The sequence below is a fragment of the Microbacterium sp. LTA6 genome (assembly GCF_045690355.1).
In the GTDB taxonomy this organism is placed as follows: Bacteria; Actinomycetota; Actinomycetes; order Actinomycetales; family Microbacteriaceae; genus Microbacterium.
In genome coordinates this window covers 71373-89710 of the sequence record NZ_CP147855.1, presented here as the reverse complement: position 1 = coordinate 89710, position 18338 = coordinate 71373, and the positions used below count along the sequence as shown (strand labels likewise).

The window sequence follows — 18338 nt, the reverse complement described above, 5'->3', positions numbered from 1 at the left end:
CCCAGTGTCGTCGGCCGCGGCTAGGCTTGTCCGGTGACTGTTCCGGGGATTCTGCGCGCCTTGGAAGAGGCGACCCTTTATCGTGACGCCCTCACCTGGGCGCAGACCGATGCGGACCTCGGCCTCGTCGATGGCTTGGACGCGCCGACGCTCGCCGGCCTCCTCGAACGGCGGCGAGATGCCGGGCATCCGGCGGCGCTGCTCGTCGTCGCGCCGACCGGCCGGCGCGTGGAGAGCCTTTCCCTGGCGCTCGGCGCCTATATGCCGGATGCCGATGTGCTCACCTTCCCCGCATGGGAGACCCTGCCGCATGAGCGTCTGAGCCCCAGCCCCGACACGGTGGGGCAGCGCCTGCAGACCCTTCGTCGCATCGCCGATTGGTCCGGCGAGCGTCCGCTCATCGTCGTCGCCTCGGTGCGGGCGGCTCTGCAGCCGATCGCGGGAAATCTCGGTGAGATCGCCCCGCTCGAACTCCGCGTCGGGACCCGCCGCAACGATCTCGAGGTCGTCGCCGAGCAACTCGTCGAACGTGCGTACTCGCGCGTCGACATGGTGTCTCGACGCGGCGAGTTCGCCGTCCGCGGCGGCATCCTCGATGTGTTCCCGCCCACGTCGGAGCATCCTTTCCGCGTCGAGTTCTTCGGCGACGAGATCGATCAGATCCGGGCGTTCTCGATCGCCGATCAGCGGTCCCTCCCCGGTGACGTCGCCGGGGTCGATCTGCCGCCCAGCCGCGAACTGCTGCTCACCGCTGATGTCCGCGACCGGGCACGTGCGCTCATCGGCGGCTTCCCGGCGATCGCGGGCATGCTCGAGAAGATGGCCGAGGGCATCCCGGTCGAGGGCATGGAATCGCTCCTGCCTGCCGTCGCAGGTCCCTTGAAATCGCTCGCCGAGTACCTGCCGGCCGGAAGCGCCACGGCGATCGTCGACCCGGAACGCTCCACCGCGCGGGCGATCACCCTGGGCGACACCAACCGCGAGTTCCTCGATGCCGCCTGGAGCGCGGCGACATCCGGAGCGTCCGCTCCGATCGATCTGGGGGCCGGTGACTTCCTCACCGTCGCGCAGTTGCGCGAGGTCGTGCGCGAGCGCGGCGGCGTGTGGTGGCGGCTCAGCCCGTTCGGCATCGGCCTGGGCGAGGGCGACGATGAGGCGGCGAACCTCGACGCCTCCGTCATCCCCTCCTTCCACGGCAACGTCGACGGCGCGATCGATTTCGTGCAGGCGCTGGTCGGAGACGGCTGGCGCGTGGTCGTCATCGCCGCAGGTCACGGCCTCGTCGATCGCGCCCGCGACGTGCTCGCGGATCGGGGCATCGCCGCGCGCGTGGTGGAAGACCTGGGCGACCTCCCGGATGCGGGGATCGCGACGCTCGTCACGGGATCGGTCGAGGCCGGATTCCAGATTCCGCAGGCGAAACTCGCCGTCCTCACCGACAACGAGTTCTACGGGCGCACGATCGGCGGCGACCAGCGGGTCGTCAAGAAGCTCGCATCCCGCCGCAAGAACGTCGTCGACCCGCTGCAGCTGAAGACCGGCGATTTCGTCGTGCACGGCACCCACGGCATCGGACGCTTCGTCGAGATGACGAAGCGCGAAGTGTCGACCGGCGGCCGCAACGCGACCAAGTCGATCCGCGACTATCTCGTGCTGGAGTATGCGCCCTCCAAGCGCGGCTACCCCGGCGACAAGCTGTTCGTGCCCACCGACCAGCTCGATCTGCTCTCGAAGTACGTCGGTGGCGAAGCACCGACGCTCTCGAAGATGGGCGGCAGCGACTGGGCACAGGCGAAGGGCAAGGCCCGCAAGGCGGTCCGCGACATCGCCGTCGAGCTCGTCAAGCTGTACTCGGCGCGGATGAGCGCGAAGGGCTACGCGTTCGGACCGGACACCCCGTGGCAGCGCGAACTCGAAGAGGCGTTCCCGTTCGCGGAGACGCCGGACCAGCTGCAGACCATCGACGAGATCAAGGCCGACATGGAACGGCCGATTCCGATGGATCGACTGCTCTCCGGCGATGTCGGCTTCGGAAAGACCGAAGTCGCGGTGCGTGCCGCGTTCAAGGCGATCCAGGACGGCAAGCAGGTCGCGATGCTCGTGCCGACGACCCTGCTGGTCAAGCAGCATCTGGAGACGTTCACCGAGCGCTTCGCCGGGTTCCCGGTGAAAGTGCGTCCGCTGTCGCGATTCCAGACCGACAAAGAGGCCCGGCTCACTCTCCAGGGGTTGCTCGAGGGGTCGGTCGACATGGTGATCGGCACCCATCGCATCCTCACGGACCAGATCATCTTCAAGGATCTGGGGCTGATGATCATCGACGAGGAGCAGCGCTTCGGTGTCGAGCACAAGGACGCGCTGAAGAAGATGAAGACCAACGTCGACATCCTCGCCATGAGCGCGACGCCGATCCCGAGGACGCTCGAGATGGCGGTGACCGGCATCCGCGAGATGTCGACCCTGCAGACCCCGCCGGAGGATCGGCATCCGATCCTCTCGTTCGTCGGACCACGCAGCGACAAGCAGATCACGGCGGCCATCCGCCGCGAGATCCTCCGCGAGGGCCAGATCTTCTTCGTGCACAACCGCGTCCAGTCGATTCAGCGGGTCGCGGCGCAACTCGCCGAACTCGTACCCGAGGCGCGGATCGCCGTCGCTCACGGGCAACTGGGGGAGCATCAGCTGGAGCAGGTCGTCGACGATTTCTGGGAGCGGAAGTTCGATGTGCTCGTATGCACGACGATCGTCGAGACCGGCCTCGACATCTCGAACGCGAACACGATCATCATCGATCGGGCCGACAAATACGGACTCTCGCAGCTGCATCAGCTGCGCGGACGAGTCGGCCGAGGGCGCGAGCGGGCCTACGCCTACTTCCTCTATGACGAGATGAAGCCGCTCTCCGAGACCGCGGCCGACCGACTGCAGACGATCGCGGTGAACAACGACCTCGGCTCGGGCATGCAGGTGGCGCTGAAGGATCTCGAGCTGCGCGGTGCGGGTAACCTCCTCGGCGCTCAGCAGGCCGGGCACATCGCGGGCGTCGGTTTCGATCTGTACCTGCGGATGATCGGCGAAGCAGTCGCGACCTTCCGCGGGGAAGAGGTCGAGACCGGAGCGGAGCTGAGGCTCGAGCTGCCGCTGGATGCCCGGATCCCCGAGGACTACATCGACAGCGAACGGCTGCGCCTGGAGGCGTACCAGAAGCTCTCTGCCGCCTCCACAGCGACGACGAAGGACGACGCGATCGACCTCGTCATCGAAGAGCTCACCGATCGCTACGGCACACCCCCGGCCGAGGTCGCGGGGCTGCTCGCGGTCGCGCGTCTGCGTCGACGCGCCGCGCGGGTGGGCCTGACGGATGTCGTGGTGATGGGGTCGAATCTGCGGATCGCACCCGCCCGCCTCGAGGACTCCATGAAGGTGCGCCTGCAGCGCCTCTATCCGAAGGCCAAGCTCGTCGCCGGGGGAGAGGCGCTGGTCGTTCCGATGCCGACGGTCGCTTCGTCGATCGGCGTCGGGGTCGAACCACTGGAGGATGCAGAGTTGCTGGCCTGGGTCGCCCAGCTGTTCACGGCGATCTTCCCGGAGCCGGTCAAGGCCGAGTAGCGCGGGGAGCATTTTTCCCACCCGGATGCCGCGCGCAGCGGCACCCGGACGACTAGTCTGACGTCATGTTGTACGAGCACCTCGGGGCCCAGCCCCGGATCCATGACACCGCCGTCATCGCTCCCACCGCCGTGATCTCCGGCGACGTGACGATCGGCGCCGACTGCCAGGTGCTGCACGGCGCCGTGATCACCGCGGAGGGCGGACCGATCACCCTCGGCGAGAACGTCATCGTGATGGAGAACGCGATCGTGCGCGCGAGCTCGGCGAATCCCGTGCACGTCGGCGATCACGTGCTCATCGGACCCGGGGCATCCGTCTCCGGAGCAGTCATCGGTGACGAGGTGTTCCTCGCCACCGGCACCAGGGTGTTCAACGGCGCGCACATCGGGGACCGCGCGGAAGTGCGGATCAACGCGGTCGTGCACCTGCGCACGGTGCTTCCGGAGGACGCGGTGGTGCCGATCGGCTGGGTGGCGGTCGGGGATCCGGTCCAGGTGCTGTCTCCGGACCGGCACGAGGAGATCGCCGCCGCACAGCGCGAGCTCGACTTCCCCGGCTACGTGTTCGGGGTCGACCGGGACACCCCCGACGTCATGGTGCAGCTCACGGAGCGGTACGGACGCTCCCTCGCCCGCCATGCCGACGATCGCGAGATCACCGAGTAGCGGCATCCGCTCTCCGCGCGGATCGCAGAAGAGCGCTTCGATCGCAGAGAATCCGGCGATTGCTGCGATCGAAGCGCGTTCGTGCGATCGGCGCGCGTCTCAGATGACGCCCTGCGCGAGCATCGCGTTCGCAACGCGCTCGAAGCCGGCGATGTTGGCTCCGGCGACGTAGTCGCCCGGCGCGCCGAATCGCTCGGCCGCCTCGAACGCGGCGCCGTGGATGTCGCCCATGATCTCGCGCAGCCGGTTCTCGCTGTCGGCGAAGCTCCAGCGCTGGCGGGATGCGTTCTGACTCATCTCCAGAGCCGAGGTCGCGACCCCGCCGGCGTTCGCCGCCTTACCGGGCGCGAACAGCACCCCCGCCTTCTGGAAGCGGTCGACCGCGTCGGGTACGCACGGCATGTTGGCACCCTCGGAGACGGCGCGCACTCCGTTCGCGATCAGGGCCTCGGCATCCGCCGCGCTGATCTCATTCTGGGTGGCAGAAGGGATCGCAATGTCGACGGGCACCTCCCAGACGCTGCCGTTCTCGATGAAACGGGCGCTGGGCCGCCGCTTCGCGTACTCCACGATCCTGGCGCGCTCGACCTCCTTGAGCTGGCGGAGCAGTGCCAGGTCGATTCCGGCATCGTCGACGACGTAGCCGGAGGAGTCGGATGCCGTGACCGCGGTCGCGCCGAGCTGCGTGGCCTTCTCGATCGCGTAGATCGCGACGTTGCCCGAGCCGGAGACGCCCACTCGCTTGCCCTCGAACGATTCGCCGTGCACGGCGAGCATCTCCTGGGCGAAGAACGCGGCGCCGTAGCCGGTGGCCTCGGTGCGTACTTCGGCGCCACCCCAGCCCTTGCCCTTGCCGGTGAACATTCCCGACTCGTGGCGGTTGGTGACCTTGCGGTACTGACCGAACAGGTAGCCGATCTCGCGCCCGCCGACGCCGATGTCTCCTGCGGGCACATCGGTGTGTTCACCGAGGTGCCGGTAGAGCTCGTTCATGAACGACTGGCAGAAGCGCATGACCTCGGCATCCGACCGGCCGTGCGGGTCGAAGTCCGAGCCGCCCTTGCCGCCGCCGATGCCCTGACCGGTGAGCGCGTTCTTGAAGATCTGCTCGAACCCGAGGAACTTGATGATCGACAGGTTCACCGAGGGATGAAAGCGCAAGCCGCCCTTGTACGGGCCGAGCACGGACGAGAACTGGATGCGGTAGCCACGGTTCACGTGGAGGCGACCGGCGTCGTCGACCCACGGCACCCGGAACATGATCTGACGCTCCGGTTCGACCAGACGCTCGAGGATCCCACCGTCGATGTACTCCGGGTGGTGTTCGAGAACGGGCGCGATCGACTGCAGCACTTCGTGCACGGCCTGATGGAATTCGGGCTCGTGCGGGCTCCGGGAGAGCACCGTTTCGAACACGGGCTGCACCGGTGCGGCGAGCGGATGGAAAACGGCGGGGGTGGTTTCGGTCACGCGGAAAGCCTTCTCAAGGTGGGGATGACGGATTTATCCGAGGCGCGGCATGGCGCCGGTCACCCGGTGTTCTGCAGGCCGGCCGCGACTCCGCTGACGGACAGCAGCAGGAGCCGCTGCTGCTCGGCATCCGCTCCCGAGCCCTCCGGGGCTGTGGCCGCCGAGGAGCGGAGCGCCCGAAGAGCACGCAGCTGCAGCAGCGACAACGCGTCGACGTAGGGACTGCGCAGCTGCACAGCGCGCTGCAGGATCGGCTTGTTCTCCAGCAGGCGGTCTCCGCCGGTGAGCCGGATGACCCATTCGCGGGTGAGGGCGAGCTCGTCCAGCACGAGGGCGGCGAGGTCGTCGCGGTCGCCGAGCGCGAGGTACTGGCGGGCGATGCGCTCGTCGGTCTTCGCCAGGCTCATGGCGACGTTGTCGACCATCGTGCGCAGCAGCGGCCACTCCCGGTACGCCTCGGCGAGCAGCGCCTCGTCGCCGATGGCCTCGAGTGCGGTACCGAGTCCGAACCAGCCGGCGAGGTTGATGCGGGCTTGCGTCCACGCGAACACCCACGGGATGGCTCGGAGGTCTTCGAGGGACTCGACGGAGAGGCCGCGGCGCGCGGGTCGCGAGCCGAGCGCGAGCAGTCCGATCTCCTCCATCGGGGTGACCGTCGCGAACCACGGCGCGAAGCCCTCCGCCTTCACGAGCGAGAAGAAGCGCTCCCGCGAGGCGACGTCCATGACGGCGGCGATGTCCGCGTAGCGCGCGGCGGCGCTGCTGGTGCGCGCCTCGACGGTGGGCGACGAGGCGAGCAGCGTCGCTGCGGCGACCTGGTCGATGTGGCGCATCGCGATGGCCGGCTCGCCGTAGCGGGCGAAGATGACCTCGCCCTGTTCCGTGAGCTTGAAACGTCCGTCGACGGAGTGCGGTGGTTGCGCCAGGATCGCGGAGTTCGCCGGTCCGCCGCCACGGCCGAGAGCCCCGCCGCGGCCATGGAACAGGGTGAGCGTGATGCCCGATTCCTGCGCCCACTGGGCGATCTTCTCCTGTGCCTCGTACAGGGCGAGGTTCGCGGCGACCGGCCCGACGTCCTTCGACGAGTCCGAGTAGCCGAGCATGACCTCGAGGCGATTGCCGGTCGCGGCCATCCGCGCCTGGAACTCGGGGAACGTGACGACCTCGGCGAGGATGTCGGGTGCGGCCTGCAGGTCGGCGAACGTCTCGAACAGGGGCACCACATCGAGCACGAGCGCATCGTCGCCGAGCGCGTGGCGGGCGAGGCGGTGCACTGCTGCGAGATCGGATGCCGCCTGCGTGAACGACACCACGTAGCGGCCGGCGGCACGCAGGCCGTAGTCGCGTTGAATGTCGGCGATCGCGCGGAAGACCTCGAGTACCTCTTCGGTCTGAGCGCTGACGGCCTCGCCGCTCTCCAGCTCGGCGAGCGCCTTCGCGTGCACCTGGGAGTGCTGGCGGACCTCGAGTTCGGTCAGGTGGAAGCCGTAGGACTCGACCTGCCAGATCAGATGCTGGATGCCGCCGAAGGCATGGCGTTTCGCCCCGGCATCCGCCAGCGAGGTCTGGATGACGCGCAGGTCGTCGAGCAGCTCCTCGGGGGCACCGTAGCCCAGGGAGCCGGCGCGACTGCGCGTCGCGGCGACCCGCCGTGCGAGAGCGAGGAGCACCCGCCGGTGAGGTTCGCCGGGGGAGCGCGTGGCGAGGTCGGCGGCGACCGACGGTTCTGCGGCCGCGAACGCGTCCCACAGGGCGACGACCGCGGCGCTCGACGGAGTGTCCTCGGCGTCGAGGGTGAGGGTGCGGCCGATCCGCTCGAGCGCGCGCTCGAGTCCGCGCAGCACGTGATCGGAGGCGATCTGCGCAGCCTCTCTAGTGACGGATGCCGTCACGAAGGGGTTTCCGTCACGGTCGCCGCCGACCCAGGAGCCGACCCGCACGAAGGCGGGGACCACCGGTGCGCTCGCGCCGGACTCGTCGCCGCGCAGGGCGTCGTCGATCCGGCGGTACACGTGCGGCACGGTGGTGAAGAGCGTCTCGTCGAAGACGCCCATCACGGTGCGGACCTCGTCGGTCGGCGACGGCTTCTGCGCGCGCAGCGGAGCGGTGCGCCACAGCGTGTCGATCTCCTCCAGCATCCGTCGCTCGGCACGTTGCTCCTCGGCGCCGTCGACGCTCGCCGCATCGTGCTGCGTGAGCAGTTCGGACAGACGGCGGATGCTGGACGACACGGCCCGGCGACGGGCCTCGGTCGGATGCGCCGTGAACACGGGGTGAAAACGCAGCTCCTCGAGCCGCCGTCGCGCTTCGGTATCGCCGACCTCGCTCCGCAGCCGCGCATAGGCGGTGGCGACGGTGTCGGCGGCATCCTCACGCCCCGGCTGTCCTGCGCGCTCGCGGAGGACCCGGACGCGCTGGTGCTCCTCGGCGAGATTGACCAGATGGAAGTAGCAGGTGAAGGCGCGGGCGACCTCGTCGGCGCGGGCGACGGAGAACGACTCCGCGATGGTCGCGGCGCGGTCGAAAGCCTCAGGCGTCTCCTGGTCGTATGCCTGGATGGTGGCGAGCCGCAGGCGCTCGACGTCCTCGAAGAGGCCGTCGTCGCCGGACTCGCGGAGCACCCGGCCGAGCAGGCCGCCGAGCATCCTGACGTCGGAGCGCATCTGCTCCGGAATGCCGCGGCCCGCTTCGAAGCGTCCGATGACGCGGATGGCCTCGGTGTTCGTGGGCTCGGAGAAGGTGTGTTCGGGGGTCACTTTTCGAGCGTATCCGGGTCTCGCCCACACGCGTGACCAACGGGTTTCCCCGGCGTAACAAACGCCGCGTCGGGGGGCGCTCTACGATGGACGGAATGCGTATCTCGGCGAACCCCCTCCGCGGACAGCAGTTCCCCGCCGTTCTCCTGCTCCTGGCAGCAGGACTCGGTCTCCTGCTGGCGAACCTTCCCACGCATGACGCCCTCGCGGCCGTGCTCGACTTCCACATCGCGGTGCCCGGCACCGGACTCGACCTCTCCGTCGCGCATTGGGTGTCCGACGGTCTGCTCGCGATCTTCTTCCTCGTCGTGGCGATCGAACTGCGCCACGAGCTCACCCACGGTGAACTCGACTCGCTGCACAAGGCGATGCAACCGGCGATCGCGGCGGCCGGCGGTGTGCTCGTTCCGATCGCGGTGTATCTGCTGTTCGCCGGCGGTGGCGACACAGCATCGGGCTGGCCGATCCCGACGGCGACCGATATCGCATTCGCGCTCGGCGTGCTCGCGATGTTCGGCAAGGGGCTGCCCGCCGGCGTGCGGGTCTTCCTGCTCGCCCTCGCCATCCTCGACGACATCATCGGCATCATCTTCATCGCGGTGCTGTTCGCCCGTGACGTGCAGTGGGTTCTGCTCGGGCTCGCGCTGGTCGCTGTCGTCGCGTTCGCGCTACTGAGTCGCCTGCTGCACAAGACCGGTCATTCCGGCGTCGCCGTGGCGATGGGCGTGCTGGGTGTCGTGACCTGGGGACTCGTCGCGGCATCCGGCATCCACGCGACGATCGCAGGCGTGCTGCTCGGACTGGTGATGTCGCCGGTGCCGGCGGAGCGGGTCCGGCATGCCCTGGAACCCGCCGTGAACGGCTTCATCCTGCCGCTGTTCGCCTTCGTCGCGGCATTCGTGGTCATTCCCGCCCTCTCGCCGAGCGAACTCTCACCGGCGTTCTGGGGCATCGCCGTGGCGCTGCCGGTCGGCAAGATCGTCGGAATCAGTCTGTTCGGCTGGGTGGCGATGCGCATCCGGCCGAAGGGCACCAAGCCCGCGTTGCCGTTCGCAGACATCCTCGCTGCCGGCGCACTCGGCGGCATCGGCTTCACCGTGTCGCTGCTGCTGGCCAACCTCGCGTTCGCCGATGATGCCGTCGTCCGCGACCAGGCCATTCTCGGCGTGATCGTGGGATCGTTCGTGGCTCTCGTGCTCTCCGGCGTGATCGTGTCGCTGCGGTCCAGGTGGTATCGACAGGTCGCTGCGGCGACATCGTGAGATCCGGGGCGACTGCCCCGGCCGAAGGGAGAACCGTGTCTCCGCACTCCGACCGTCGCGACGGCGTACCGGGCGCCGACCCCTTGCGGGTCGCCGCCGAGACGATGCGCGAGGTGCGCGAGAGGTGCGTGTGGTCCGAGCGCATCACGCACCGTGACCTGATTCCGTACCTCATCGAGGAATCGCACGAGGTGATCGACGCGGTCGAGAGCGGTACGCGCGCCGATCTGCGCGAGGAACTCGGCGACCTGCTCTGGCAGGTGCTGTTCCACGCCGCGATCGCCGCTCAGGATCCCGACGATCCCTTCGACATCGATGACGTCGCGCGTACCTTGACCGCCAAGATGGTGCGTCGGCATCCGCACGTCTTCGCCGGTGAGATCGCGCGCACTCCCGAAGAGGTGCTCGTGCACTGGAACGCCGCGAAGGCTGCGGAGAAGCGCGCGAGGACGAGCGTTCTCGACGGCGTTCCACGGGGGATGCCAGCGCTCGCGCTCGCGCAGAAGCTCGCCGGCCGCGCGGCCGGCGTGCGCGTCTCCGTGCCGGAGCCCGTCGGGGCGCCGGCATCCGAAGCCGAACTCGGTGACGCCCTGCTGGCGCTCGTCGCGACGGCCAGGGCCAACGGCTGGGACGCCGAGCGCGCCCTCCGCGAGCGGCTCCGGGCGCTGGAGGACGAGGTGCGCCAGGCCGAGGCCTGACCGCACCGCGGCGTGGATGCCCGGCGGACCTGGAAGGATAGATCCGTGGCTACTGTGAACCCGCCGCGCGGAATGCGCGACATCCTCCCCGCCGACAAGGCCCGCCGTGAAGGCGTGCTCTCCGTCATCCGCGACCGCTATCGGGCGCACGGATTCGACGAGATCGAGACCCCGGTGGTGGAGGAGTACTCGCGTCTGCACGCGGGGATCGGCGGCGACAACGAGAAGCTCGCCTACAACGTGCTGCGTCGAGGTCTTGACGCCGAAGCGATCCGGGATGCCGCCGATGACCCGGCCGCGCTCTCCGACCTGGGCCTGCGCTACGACCTCACGGTGCCGCTCGCGCGCTTCTATGCGACGAACCGCGGCCAGTTGCCCGCCGTGTTCCGCTCGATCCAGATCGGATCGGTCTGGCGTGCCGAGCGCCCGCAGAAGGGTCGTTACCGGCAGTTCGTGCAGTGCGACATCGACGTCATCGGCGACGACTCGGCGCGTGCCGAGGCCGAGCTCATGGTCGCCTCGCTCGACGCGGTGGACGCACTCGGACTCGAGGGTGCGACCGTGCGCATCAACGACCGACGGGTCCTGGACTGGATGCTGGGCACGTTCGGCTTCACGGCGGATGAACGCCCCGGCGTGCTCATCACCATCGACAAGCTCGACAAGATCGGGCCGAGCGGCGTGGCCGCTGAGTTGCGCGAGCGCGGCGCAGCGGCATCCACCGTCGACGCCTTCGAGGCGTTCCTGACTCGGCCGCAGACCATGGAGTACAACCCGTTCGGGGAGCGCCAGATCCGCAAGGCGCTGCCGGAGGGGGCGCCGGACGAGATCGTCGGGCACCTGGTCGGCATCGGCGAGGCGGTGGCGGCCGGGACCGGCCAGACCGACATCCCGCTCGTCTTCGACCCGTTCCTGGTGCGCGGCATGGGCTATTACACGGGCACGATCTTCGAGCTCGCCCACCCCTCTGTCGACTACTCGCTCGGCGGCGGCGGACGCTACGACGGCATGATCGGCCGGTTCCTCGGTCAGCAGGTGCCCGCGGTCGGGTTCTCGCTCGGCTTCGAGCGTCTCGTCGACCTCGTCACCACGGCCCCGGAGGCCGAAGCGTCGTCGGTCGTGCTGATCCACGACGCCGACGTCTCGATCTCCGAGCTCGCCGCGCACAAGTCCGCGTTGATCGGAACCGGCGCACGCGTGCGCCTCGAGCGTCGCACCAAGAACCTCAAGGCGCTGCTGGAGCGTTCGGCATCCGATGGGTACACGTCGTTCGCGATGCTCTCGGCGGGTGCCGAGCCGGGGAACCTGGAACTCAAGCCGCTCTCCTGACCGGGGCCGGGTCCACCTGCAGGACCGATGCACGGATGTCGGGCCGTTCCACGGCGTTTCGTCATGCATCCGTGATTCGGTCCTGCAGGTCGCACCGGTGCGGATGCTGTGAACACGGGGCCGGATGCCGTTCACGCGGCGTTCACGCTCTCGCGGTCGAATCGGATCATGACGCGCTCTCGCATCGTGCTCGCCGCCGGTCTCACCATCGGCGCCGCGTCGGCCCTCGTCTGGGGCGGACGCGCCCTGCTGACCAGGCAGGCGGCGATCGCCCGCCGCAGGATCGGAAAGCCGCTCGGCGAGGACTCGCTCGACGCCGATCGCATCTGGCGGTCCTCCCTCGCCGGTGCTCCGGTCGAGCTGCTGCTGCTGGGCGACTCGCTCGCCGCCGGACTCGGCGCGGAGCGACGAAAGGACACCCTGGGCGGTCGGCTCGCGAAAGGCCTTGCCCGGCAGCTCCACCGGCCCGTGCGCCTGCACACGGGAGCGATCGTCGGCTCCGAGTCCTCAGCGCTCGCCGGTCAACTGGACGCGCTTCCGGACGGCTACCGCCCGCACGTGGCCGTGATCGTGGTCGGCGGCAACGATGTCACGCACCGTGTGCCGGTCGCCGAATCCGTCGCCCACCTCGAGTCCGCGATTGCCGACCTGCGACGGCGCGGAGCGGCGGTCATCGTCGGAACGTGTCCTGATCTCGGCGCGCTGCGGGCGGTGCCGCAACCACTGCGCACGCTCGGCGCGCGGGTGTCCCGACAGTTGGCGCTCGCGCAGACCGCCGCCGCGGCGCGCGCAGGCGCCGCGAGCGTCGATCTGCGTCGTGCCGTCGGACCGATGTTCCTCGATGATCCGGACGGCATGTTCAGCCTGGACCGGTTCCACCCGAGCGCGCTCGGCTATCGCCGCACCGCGGAAGCGCTGCTGCCGGCGGTCGCGGCGGCTATGCGCTCGCGGAGCTGAACGAGGCCGCCCACTCCTGCACGCGCTGCGCACTCTCCTCGACGGAGAGATCCTCGACGCGACTCATGATCGACCACCGCACGCCGAACGGATCACGGATGCTGGCGAACCGGTCGCCGGAGACGAACGTCGACGCGGGTTCCCGCACGACGGCACCCGCAGCCACAGCACGATCGACGGTGGCGTCGGTGTCGGGTACGAAGACGCCGAGCGAGTAGCAGTCGTCCTCGCCTGCAGGCGGCGCGACGAGGTGGTACTCGGCGGTCGGTTCCCCGATCTGCAGCAGCCCGAGTCCGAAGTCGAGGTCGGCATGCACCACGACGCCGCCCATCTCGGTGATGTCGATGACCGTGGCCCCGAAGACGTCACGGTAGAACGCGATCGCGTCGGCAGCGCCGGGGATGGCGAGGAACGGGGTGAGCGAGGTCGCGTTGTTCGGGCGGCCGTTGGTGGTGTGGGTGCCGGTGAGGCCGGCGGATGATGTGTTCATGCCTCCACGCTAGGGATGAGCGGATGCGCAGCGATTGAAGATTCGCGACACGATGTCGGATGCCGCGGCTATCGTCGGAACGTGATCGATGCGCGGCGAGGAGTGCTGTACCCGGCGCGGATGCCGGAGTTCCATCGGCTGCCGGCGCCTCCTGAAGCCGCGGAACTCGCCGCCTGGTTCTGGATTCCCGTATGGGACATCGAGCCGGGGCGCACGTCTCGTCAGGATGTCGTGGCCTACCCGGCCCTGAACCTCGTGGTCGAGCAGAACGGCGGCGCACCGGCCGAAGTGCAACTGGTCGGGGCGACGACGGCTGCATCCTTCCGCGACCTTCGCGGCCGCGGTTGGGCTGTTGGCGCACTTCTGCGCCCGGCGTCGGCCGCCGCGCTGGTCGAAGAGCCGGCCGCGCTCCGCGACACCGCGATGCCCTTCGATGCTCCGGAGCTTCTTGCGGGCGTTGCGGCGGCCATGACGGATGCGGGAGACAGCGGCCGCTCCCAGGCGGTGGCCGTGTTCGCACGGTGGCTCGCCGCGCGGGTCGGCGAGGTCTCGCCCGTGGCGCGGCAGGCGAACGCGATGTCGGATCTTCTGATGACGGATGCGTCGATCCTGCGTGCGGAAGATGCCGCGGCGCGACTGCATCTGTCGCTGCGCACGCTGCAGCGTCTCGCGCATCGGCACGTGGGATTGCCGCCGGCTGCGATGATCCGCCGACGCCGATTGCAGGAGGCGGCGCAACGGATGCGCGATGATCCGCACGCCGAGATCGCCGTGATCGCCGCCGATCTCGGCTACGCCGACCACGCGCATCTGACCCGAGATTTCCGAACGGTTCTCGGGATCGCTCCGAGCACCTACCGAGTCGACCCCGACAGCTGAGCTCAGCGGCTGGCGATGCGCAGCCGCAGCATCCGGTACGCCACACCGAGGAGCACGACACCCGTGCCGATGAGAGATGCGACGATCGGCAGGGTGTTCACGAGCACGAGGCAGCCGAGCGCGCCGAGCACCTGGAGAGCCCGCGGGTAACGCCGTGCACTGCCGTCCTGACGGAAAGCGGCCGCGTTCGCGATCAGGTAGTACAGCAGCACGCCGAACGACGAGAAGCCGATCGCGTTGCGGAGGTCGGCGACGAGCACGACCCCGATGACGATGATCGCGATCGCGACCTCCGCGCGGCGCGGCACCTGCCAGCGTTCATCGACGTGCGCGAGGAGGCGCGGTACGTCGTCTTCCCTGGCCATGGCCAGTGTCGTGCGGCCGATGCCGGTGAGGAGCGCGAGAAGGGCGCCGAGCGACGACGCCGCCGCAGCCACCCGCACCACCGGCGCCAGCTCGGGCCAGCCGGCGGCCGTGATGACGTCGGCGAGCGGGGCCGTGCTGGTCGCCGCATCTGCACCGAGCGTGGTCATGACGGTGATCGCGACGAGGACGTACACGACCACGGCCCCCGCGAGCGCGAGGACGATCGCGCGGGGGATGGTCCGCTCCGGGCTCACCACCTCTTCGCCCATCGTGGCGATGCGCGCGTAGCCCGCGAACGCGAAGAAGAGCAGCCCTGCGCCCTGCAGCACGCCGTACGCGGTGGCATCCGGCAGCGGCGCCGGAGAGGCCTCCGGGGCAGCGAGGAGGCCGGTCGCGACGACGATCGCGAGGCCGAGCAGCGAGCAGACCACCAGGATGCGCGTGAGCAGGGCCGTGCGGGTGACGCCGAAGCAGTTGACCGTGGCGAGGGCGGCGACCGCGGCGACGGCGACGGGCACCTCCCAGCCGGCCGGGGCGGCGTAGGCGGCGAAGGTCATCGCCATCGCGGCGCAGCTGGCGATCTTGCCGATCACGAAGCACCAGCCGGCGATGAATCCCCACCAGGGTCCGATCTCGGCGCGTGCGTACGCGTAGGTGCCGCCCGCGACCGGGTGCACGGCGGCGAGCTGCGCCGAGGCCACGGCGTTGCAGTAGGCGACGAACGCGGCGATCGCGAGCGCGATGAGGATGCCGCTGCCCGCCACCCCGATCGCGGGTGCCCATACGGCGAAGACCCCGGCGCCGATCATCGAGCCGAGACCGATCGAGACGGCGTCGCCCAGCGTCAGACGGCGAGTGAGCGGCATCCTCTCATCGTGCCACGGGCACGTGAACGGCCGGTGCCCGGCTCGTGTCGAGCGCAGGCAGGGTGAGGGCGGCCGGTGCCGCACCGCCGACATGCACGACCTGGTCGCTCCCGATCAGCCGCGAATGGTCGCGTACAGGATCCGCCGTACCGGGATTGCGCAGATGCAGCGGATGCGCCCCCGACGAGACCTGCACGCGAAGACGTGAGCCGGCGGCGAAGCGATGGGCGATCGGCGCGAAGGAGAGGCGGATCCGGCGGGACTCGTTCGGGGCGGCCTCAGCAGGCAGGCGCTGATAGACGTCGGTGATCGTGCGCGACCTGCCCTTGAGGTCGACTTCGCAGAGCCGGATGAACAGGTCTGCGCGAGGGTTGGACGACGCGAAGGTCAGATCGATCCCCGGCTCTCCGATGATGACGAGATCTTCCGGCAGGGGGTCGCCCGTGAAGATCAGCACATCATCTCGGTGTTCCCGCACACGCTGATCGCGGCGACCGGCAGCGAACGGATTGAGAGTGCGGCCGCCGGCGTCCGGTGTGGGATCGGCCGGATCGTAGCGATACGGGAGTGCCGCGGCCGGACGTTCGGCCTCGGGCAACGCGAGCTGTCCGTCGGCGGTGAACTCGCGGAACACGGTCGTGGTGGGAACCGGCCACTGCTCGAACTCGTGCCAACCGGCGCCGCCACTGATCTCGAGTCGCACGTCTGCGCCCTTCCCGGTATCGGCGAAGGCCGCCAGTGCCTCGCGCACTCCCATCACCGTCGTCTCCGGGTCGCCATGGATCCAGTCCCCGATGATGAGCCGGACGGGGCGATCGGCATCCTTGAGCGCGGCGTAGTCGGCGAGCTGCCCGACGAGGAACAGGTCCTGCCACCCCGCCATCAGCGTCACCGGAGGGATCGTGTCGACATCGGACGCGAAACGCAGCGGATGCCACCAGGGATCGCCCTGATCGCTGTGATCGACCCAGTCTCGGAAGAACTGCGGATCAGCCTTCCCGGCGACGCGAACGGCCTCGCCGGGAGGAGTGGCGAGGGTGCCGCGGGGGATCGCCCACCTGGCTCGGAGCAGGGCCCAGATCCGGCGAGGGAGGCTCCGCTCCTGCATGTCGAGGGCGTACGCCCAGGTGAGCGGCGTGTCGATCGAGAACCCGCCGCCCGGGTACAGGATCGCATCATCGAAACGTCGAGCCGAGATCGCGATGCCCATGGTGTCCGGGCGCTCCTCGCCGTCGCAGTACGCCCACTGGGTGACTCCGAAGTAGCTCCCGCCCCAGGAATGCACGCGGTCCGTCGCCCAGCTCTGACCGCGCACCCAGCGCAGCGTCGCCTGTCCGTCGGCGACCTCGTCGTGCAGTGGGCTGAACGAGCCGCCAGAGCCGAACGTGCCGCGACAGCTCTGCACCACGACGTGATGGCCGCGTTCGGCGAAGAAGCGGGCGACGCCGGCGACGCCGCCGCGCCCGTACGGGGTGCGGATCAGCAGCGTCTGCCCGCCTGCCCCCTCCGCGTGCCAATGGTCCGTCAGCAGCTCGGCGCCGTCGTCGGCGGCAACAGGGATGCCCGGCGTGAGAGTGACGAGCGGGTGCGTCGGCGGCGGCATGTCGGCGGCCCTGGACAGTCGTCGGTACTCTCGGCGTGCGGCACCGCGCAGTCGAGGAGCGGCAGTCATCGAACGCCCTTCACCCTGGTGACCGCGAACGCGGCGATCAGCGCCATTCCGACGGCGCCGATGTACAGGGCCGCGAAGTTCTCTCCCGTGGGTGATCCTATGCGGGTCGCGAAGAATCCGAACACCGGTACGAGGATGCCCGGCAGCAGGTAGGCGAGCGCGACGATGCCGAGGTCCTTGCCGGCATCCTCTGCCGAGGGAAGGCACTCGGTCATCAGCGCCACGTCGGCGGCGATGTAGGCGCCCTGGCCCGCTCCGACGATCGCGATGCCGATGAGGAAGAACCCGATGTCCCCGAAAGCAATGGCCAGGACGAGACCGACCGCACTGAGAAGTGCGCCGAAGACGACCGTCGGCTTTCGCCGTCCCGTGCGGTCGGAGATCACTCCGAAGACGAACGCCATCACGAGGTTCATCATGGTGAACGCCGCCGTCGCCTGAGTCTGCACGCTCGCGATCTCGGCAGGATCCTCGATGCCGAACCGGCTGGAGATCGTGAGATAGAGATAGCTGGTCACAGACACGATCGAGGCCGTCATGAAGAATCGGCACACCCATGCCCAGGCGAAGTCCGGATATCGCCGGGGGCTCAGCCAGAACGTCGACAGCACGCCGCCCCAGTCCAGCTTCGGTGCGGGTTGATCGCGGCGGATGTCCTTGAGCGCGAAGAACAGGGTGAGAGCCAGGAGTGCGGAGACTCCGCCGGGGATGAGGAACATGCCGACCTGGCCCAGCCCTGCCACGACACCGGCGAACGACACTCCGATCAGGATCCCGATGGCGGTGGCAGCACCGGTGACGGCCGACATGATCGCCCGGATGCGGCGGCGGATCTGATCGGCGAACAGGGTGTGGATCGTCATCGACACCGCACCCCAGCCGATCAGCACCAGCATCGTTCCGAGGCCGAGAACGACCAGTGAGGGGGCCAGCGCCTGCACCGCATATCCGCAGAGCGCGATCAGCGCGCCGCTGAGGATCCACGGACGGCGGATGCCCAGGCGCGACATCGAACGGTCGCTGAGGCGTCCGAAGATCGGCGTCGTGATCAGGATCGCCGCCCCGCCAACGGTGAGGATGATGCTGAGGTTGCCGGTGGCGTGCTCGGGGTCCCACTCCTTGAGCAATTGCGGGACGGCGACAGCGGCGACGCCCTGAGCGATCCCCGAAGCGAACCAGGTGAGGACGAAAGCGGTCCAGAACCACCGGCTCTGCCGCTGTCCGGGGATGTGGTCGGCGCTCAGAGGCGGAGGGGAGGGAAGGACGGGCTCGACGGCATAGGCGGACATCATCGTCTCCAGTTCGTTGGTCGGGTC

Annotated in this window: 13 protein-coding genes; 7 read left to right on the top strand and 6 right to left on the bottom strand. The window is 69.2% G+C overall.

Features of this window, described 5'->3' with window-relative positions:
• The first annotated feature begins 33 nt into the window (after positions 1-33).
• Positions 34-3609, top strand: a complete 3576-nt coding sequence (gene mfd / locus LTA6_RS00455; protein ID WP_407358418.1) for a transcription-repair coupling factor — start codon at positions 34-36, stop codon at positions 3607-3609.
• Positions 3610-3674: 65 nt separating this feature from the next.
• Positions 3675-4277 carry a gamma carbonic anhydrase family protein gene (locus tag LTA6_RS00450; RefSeq protein ID WP_341975469.1) on the top strand — a complete coding sequence of 201 codons (603 nt, stop codon included), beginning with the start codon at positions 3675-3677 and terminating at the stop codon, positions 4275-4277.
• Positions 4278-4376: 99 nt separating this feature from the next.
• On the opposite strand, the gene gdhA is transcribed toward LTA6_RS00450, so the two are convergent.
• Both gdhA and LTA6_RS00440 read right to left on the bottom strand, forming a co-directional pair.
• Complete coding sequence (gene gdhA / locus LTA6_RS00445) at positions 4377-5747, bottom strand: NADP-specific glutamate dehydrogenase (protein WP_341975468.1); 1371 nt, start codon at positions 5745-5747, stop codon at positions 4377-4379.
• 59 nt (positions 5748-5806) lie between these two features.
• Positions 5807-8503, bottom strand: a complete 2697-nt coding sequence (locus LTA6_RS00440) for a phosphoenolpyruvate carboxylase (protein WP_341975467.1) — start codon at positions 8501-8503, stop codon at positions 5807-5809.
• A 95-nt stretch (positions 8504-8598) separates the two neighbouring features.
• On the opposite strand from LTA6_RS00440, the gene nhaA reads away from it, so the two are divergent.
• The 4 genes from nhaA (at position 8599) to LTA6_RS00420 (ending at position 12749) form a co-directional block, all read left to right on the top strand.
• Positions 8599-9765, top strand: a complete 1167-nt coding sequence (gene nhaA / locus LTA6_RS00435) for a Na+/H+ antiporter NhaA (protein ID WP_341975466.1) — start codon at positions 8599-8601, stop codon at positions 9763-9765.
• A 104-nt stretch (positions 9766-9869) separates the two neighbouring features.
• Positions 9870-10463 carry a MazG family protein gene (locus LTA6_RS00430; RefSeq protein ID WP_341978488.1) on the top strand — a complete coding sequence of 198 codons (594 nt, stop codon included), beginning with the start codon at positions 9870-9872 and terminating at the stop codon, positions 10461-10463.
• A 72-nt stretch (positions 10464-10535) separates the two neighbouring features.
• Positions 10536-11792, top strand: a complete 1257-nt coding sequence (locus LTA6_RS00425; protein WP_341978486.1) for an ATP phosphoribosyltransferase regulatory subunit — start codon at positions 10536-10538, stop codon at positions 11790-11792.
• Between the two features lie 168 nt (positions 11793-11960).
• On the top strand, positions 11961-12749 hold the full coding sequence (locus LTA6_RS00420) for an SGNH/GDSL hydrolase family protein (protein WP_341975465.1): 789 nt from the start codon (positions 11961-11963) through the stop codon (positions 12747-12749).
• Here LTA6_RS00420 and LTA6_RS00415 read toward each other — a convergent pair.
• Positions 12730-13239, bottom strand: coding sequence for a VOC family protein (locus LTA6_RS00415; protein WP_341975464.1), 510 nt, complete (start codon positions 13237-13239; stop codon positions 12730-12732). The genes LTA6_RS00420 and LTA6_RS00415 overlap by 20 nt on opposite strands.
• A gap of 81 nt (positions 13240-13320) precedes the next feature.
• Between LTA6_RS00415 and LTA6_RS00410 the strand changes: the two genes are divergently transcribed.
• Positions 13321-14118, top strand: a complete 798-nt coding sequence (locus tag LTA6_RS00410) for a helix-turn-helix domain-containing protein (protein ID WP_341975463.1) — start codon at positions 13321-13323, stop codon at positions 14116-14118.
• Positions 14119-14120: 2 nt separating this feature from the next.
• Here the strand turns inward: LTA6_RS00410 and LTA6_RS00405 are convergent, their stop codons facing one another.
• From LTA6_RS00405 to LTA6_RS00395, 3 genes are read right to left on the bottom strand one after another with little or no spacing between them, the layout of a single operon-like run.
• The gene (locus LTA6_RS00405) at positions 14121-15350 is read right to left on the bottom strand and encodes an APC family permease (RefSeq protein ID WP_341975462.1); all 1230 of its coding nucleotides are present in this window, start codon (positions 15348-15350) and stop codon (positions 14121-14123) included.
• A gap of 4 nt (positions 15351-15354) precedes the next feature.
• Positions 15355-17022: a CocE/NonD family hydrolase gene (locus LTA6_RS00400; protein WP_407358417.1), complete on the bottom strand. Its 1668-nt coding sequence runs from the start codon at positions 17020-17022 to the stop codon at positions 15355-15357.
• Positions 17019-18311 carry an MFS transporter gene (locus LTA6_RS00395; protein ID WP_341975460.1) on the bottom strand — a complete coding sequence of 431 codons (1293 nt, stop codon included), beginning with the start codon at positions 18309-18311 and terminating at the stop codon, positions 17019-17021. Before LTA6_RS00395 ends, LTA6_RS00400 begins: the two co-directional genes overlap by 4 nt.
• Between the last annotated feature and the right edge of the window lie 27 nt (positions 18312-18338).

Bases quoted from the DNA above. Each gene is read 5' to 3' on its own strand.
- LTA6_RS00450 (WP_341975469.1), top strand. From the start codon at position 3,675: ATGTTGTACGAGCACCTCGGGGCCCAGCCCCGGATCCATGACACCGCC.
- nhaA (WP_341975466.1), top strand. From the start codon at position 8,599: ATGCGTATCTCGGCGAACCCCCTCCGCGGACAGCAGTTCCCCGCCGTT.
- LTA6_RS00430 (WP_341978488.1), top strand. From the start codon at position 9,870: ATGCGCGAGGTGCGCGAGAGGTGCGTGTGGTCCGAGCGCATCACGCAC.
- LTA6_RS00425 (WP_341978486.1), top strand. From the start codon at position 10,536: ATGCGCGACATCCTCCCCGCCGACAAGGCCCGCCGTGAAGGCGTGCTC.
- LTA6_RS00420 (WP_341975465.1), top strand. From the start codon at position 11,961: ATGACGCGCTCTCGCATCGTGCTCGCCGCCGGTCTCACCATCGGCGCC.
- LTA6_RS00415 (WP_341975464.1), bottom strand. From the start codon at position 13,239: ATGAACACATCATCCGCCGGCCTCACCGGCACCCACACCACCAACGGC.
- LTA6_RS00405 (WP_341975462.1), bottom strand. From the start codon at position 15,350: ATGCCGCTCACTCGCCGTCTGACGCTGGGCGACGCCGTCTCGATCGGT.
- LTA6_RS00400 (WP_407358417.1), bottom strand. From the start codon at position 17,022: ATGACTGCCGCTCCTCGACTGCGCGGTGCCGCACGCCGAGAGTACCGA.
- LTA6_RS00395 (WP_341975460.1), bottom strand. From the start codon at position 18,311: ATGTCCGCCTATGCCGTCGAGCCCGTCCTTCCCTCCCCTCCGCCTCTG.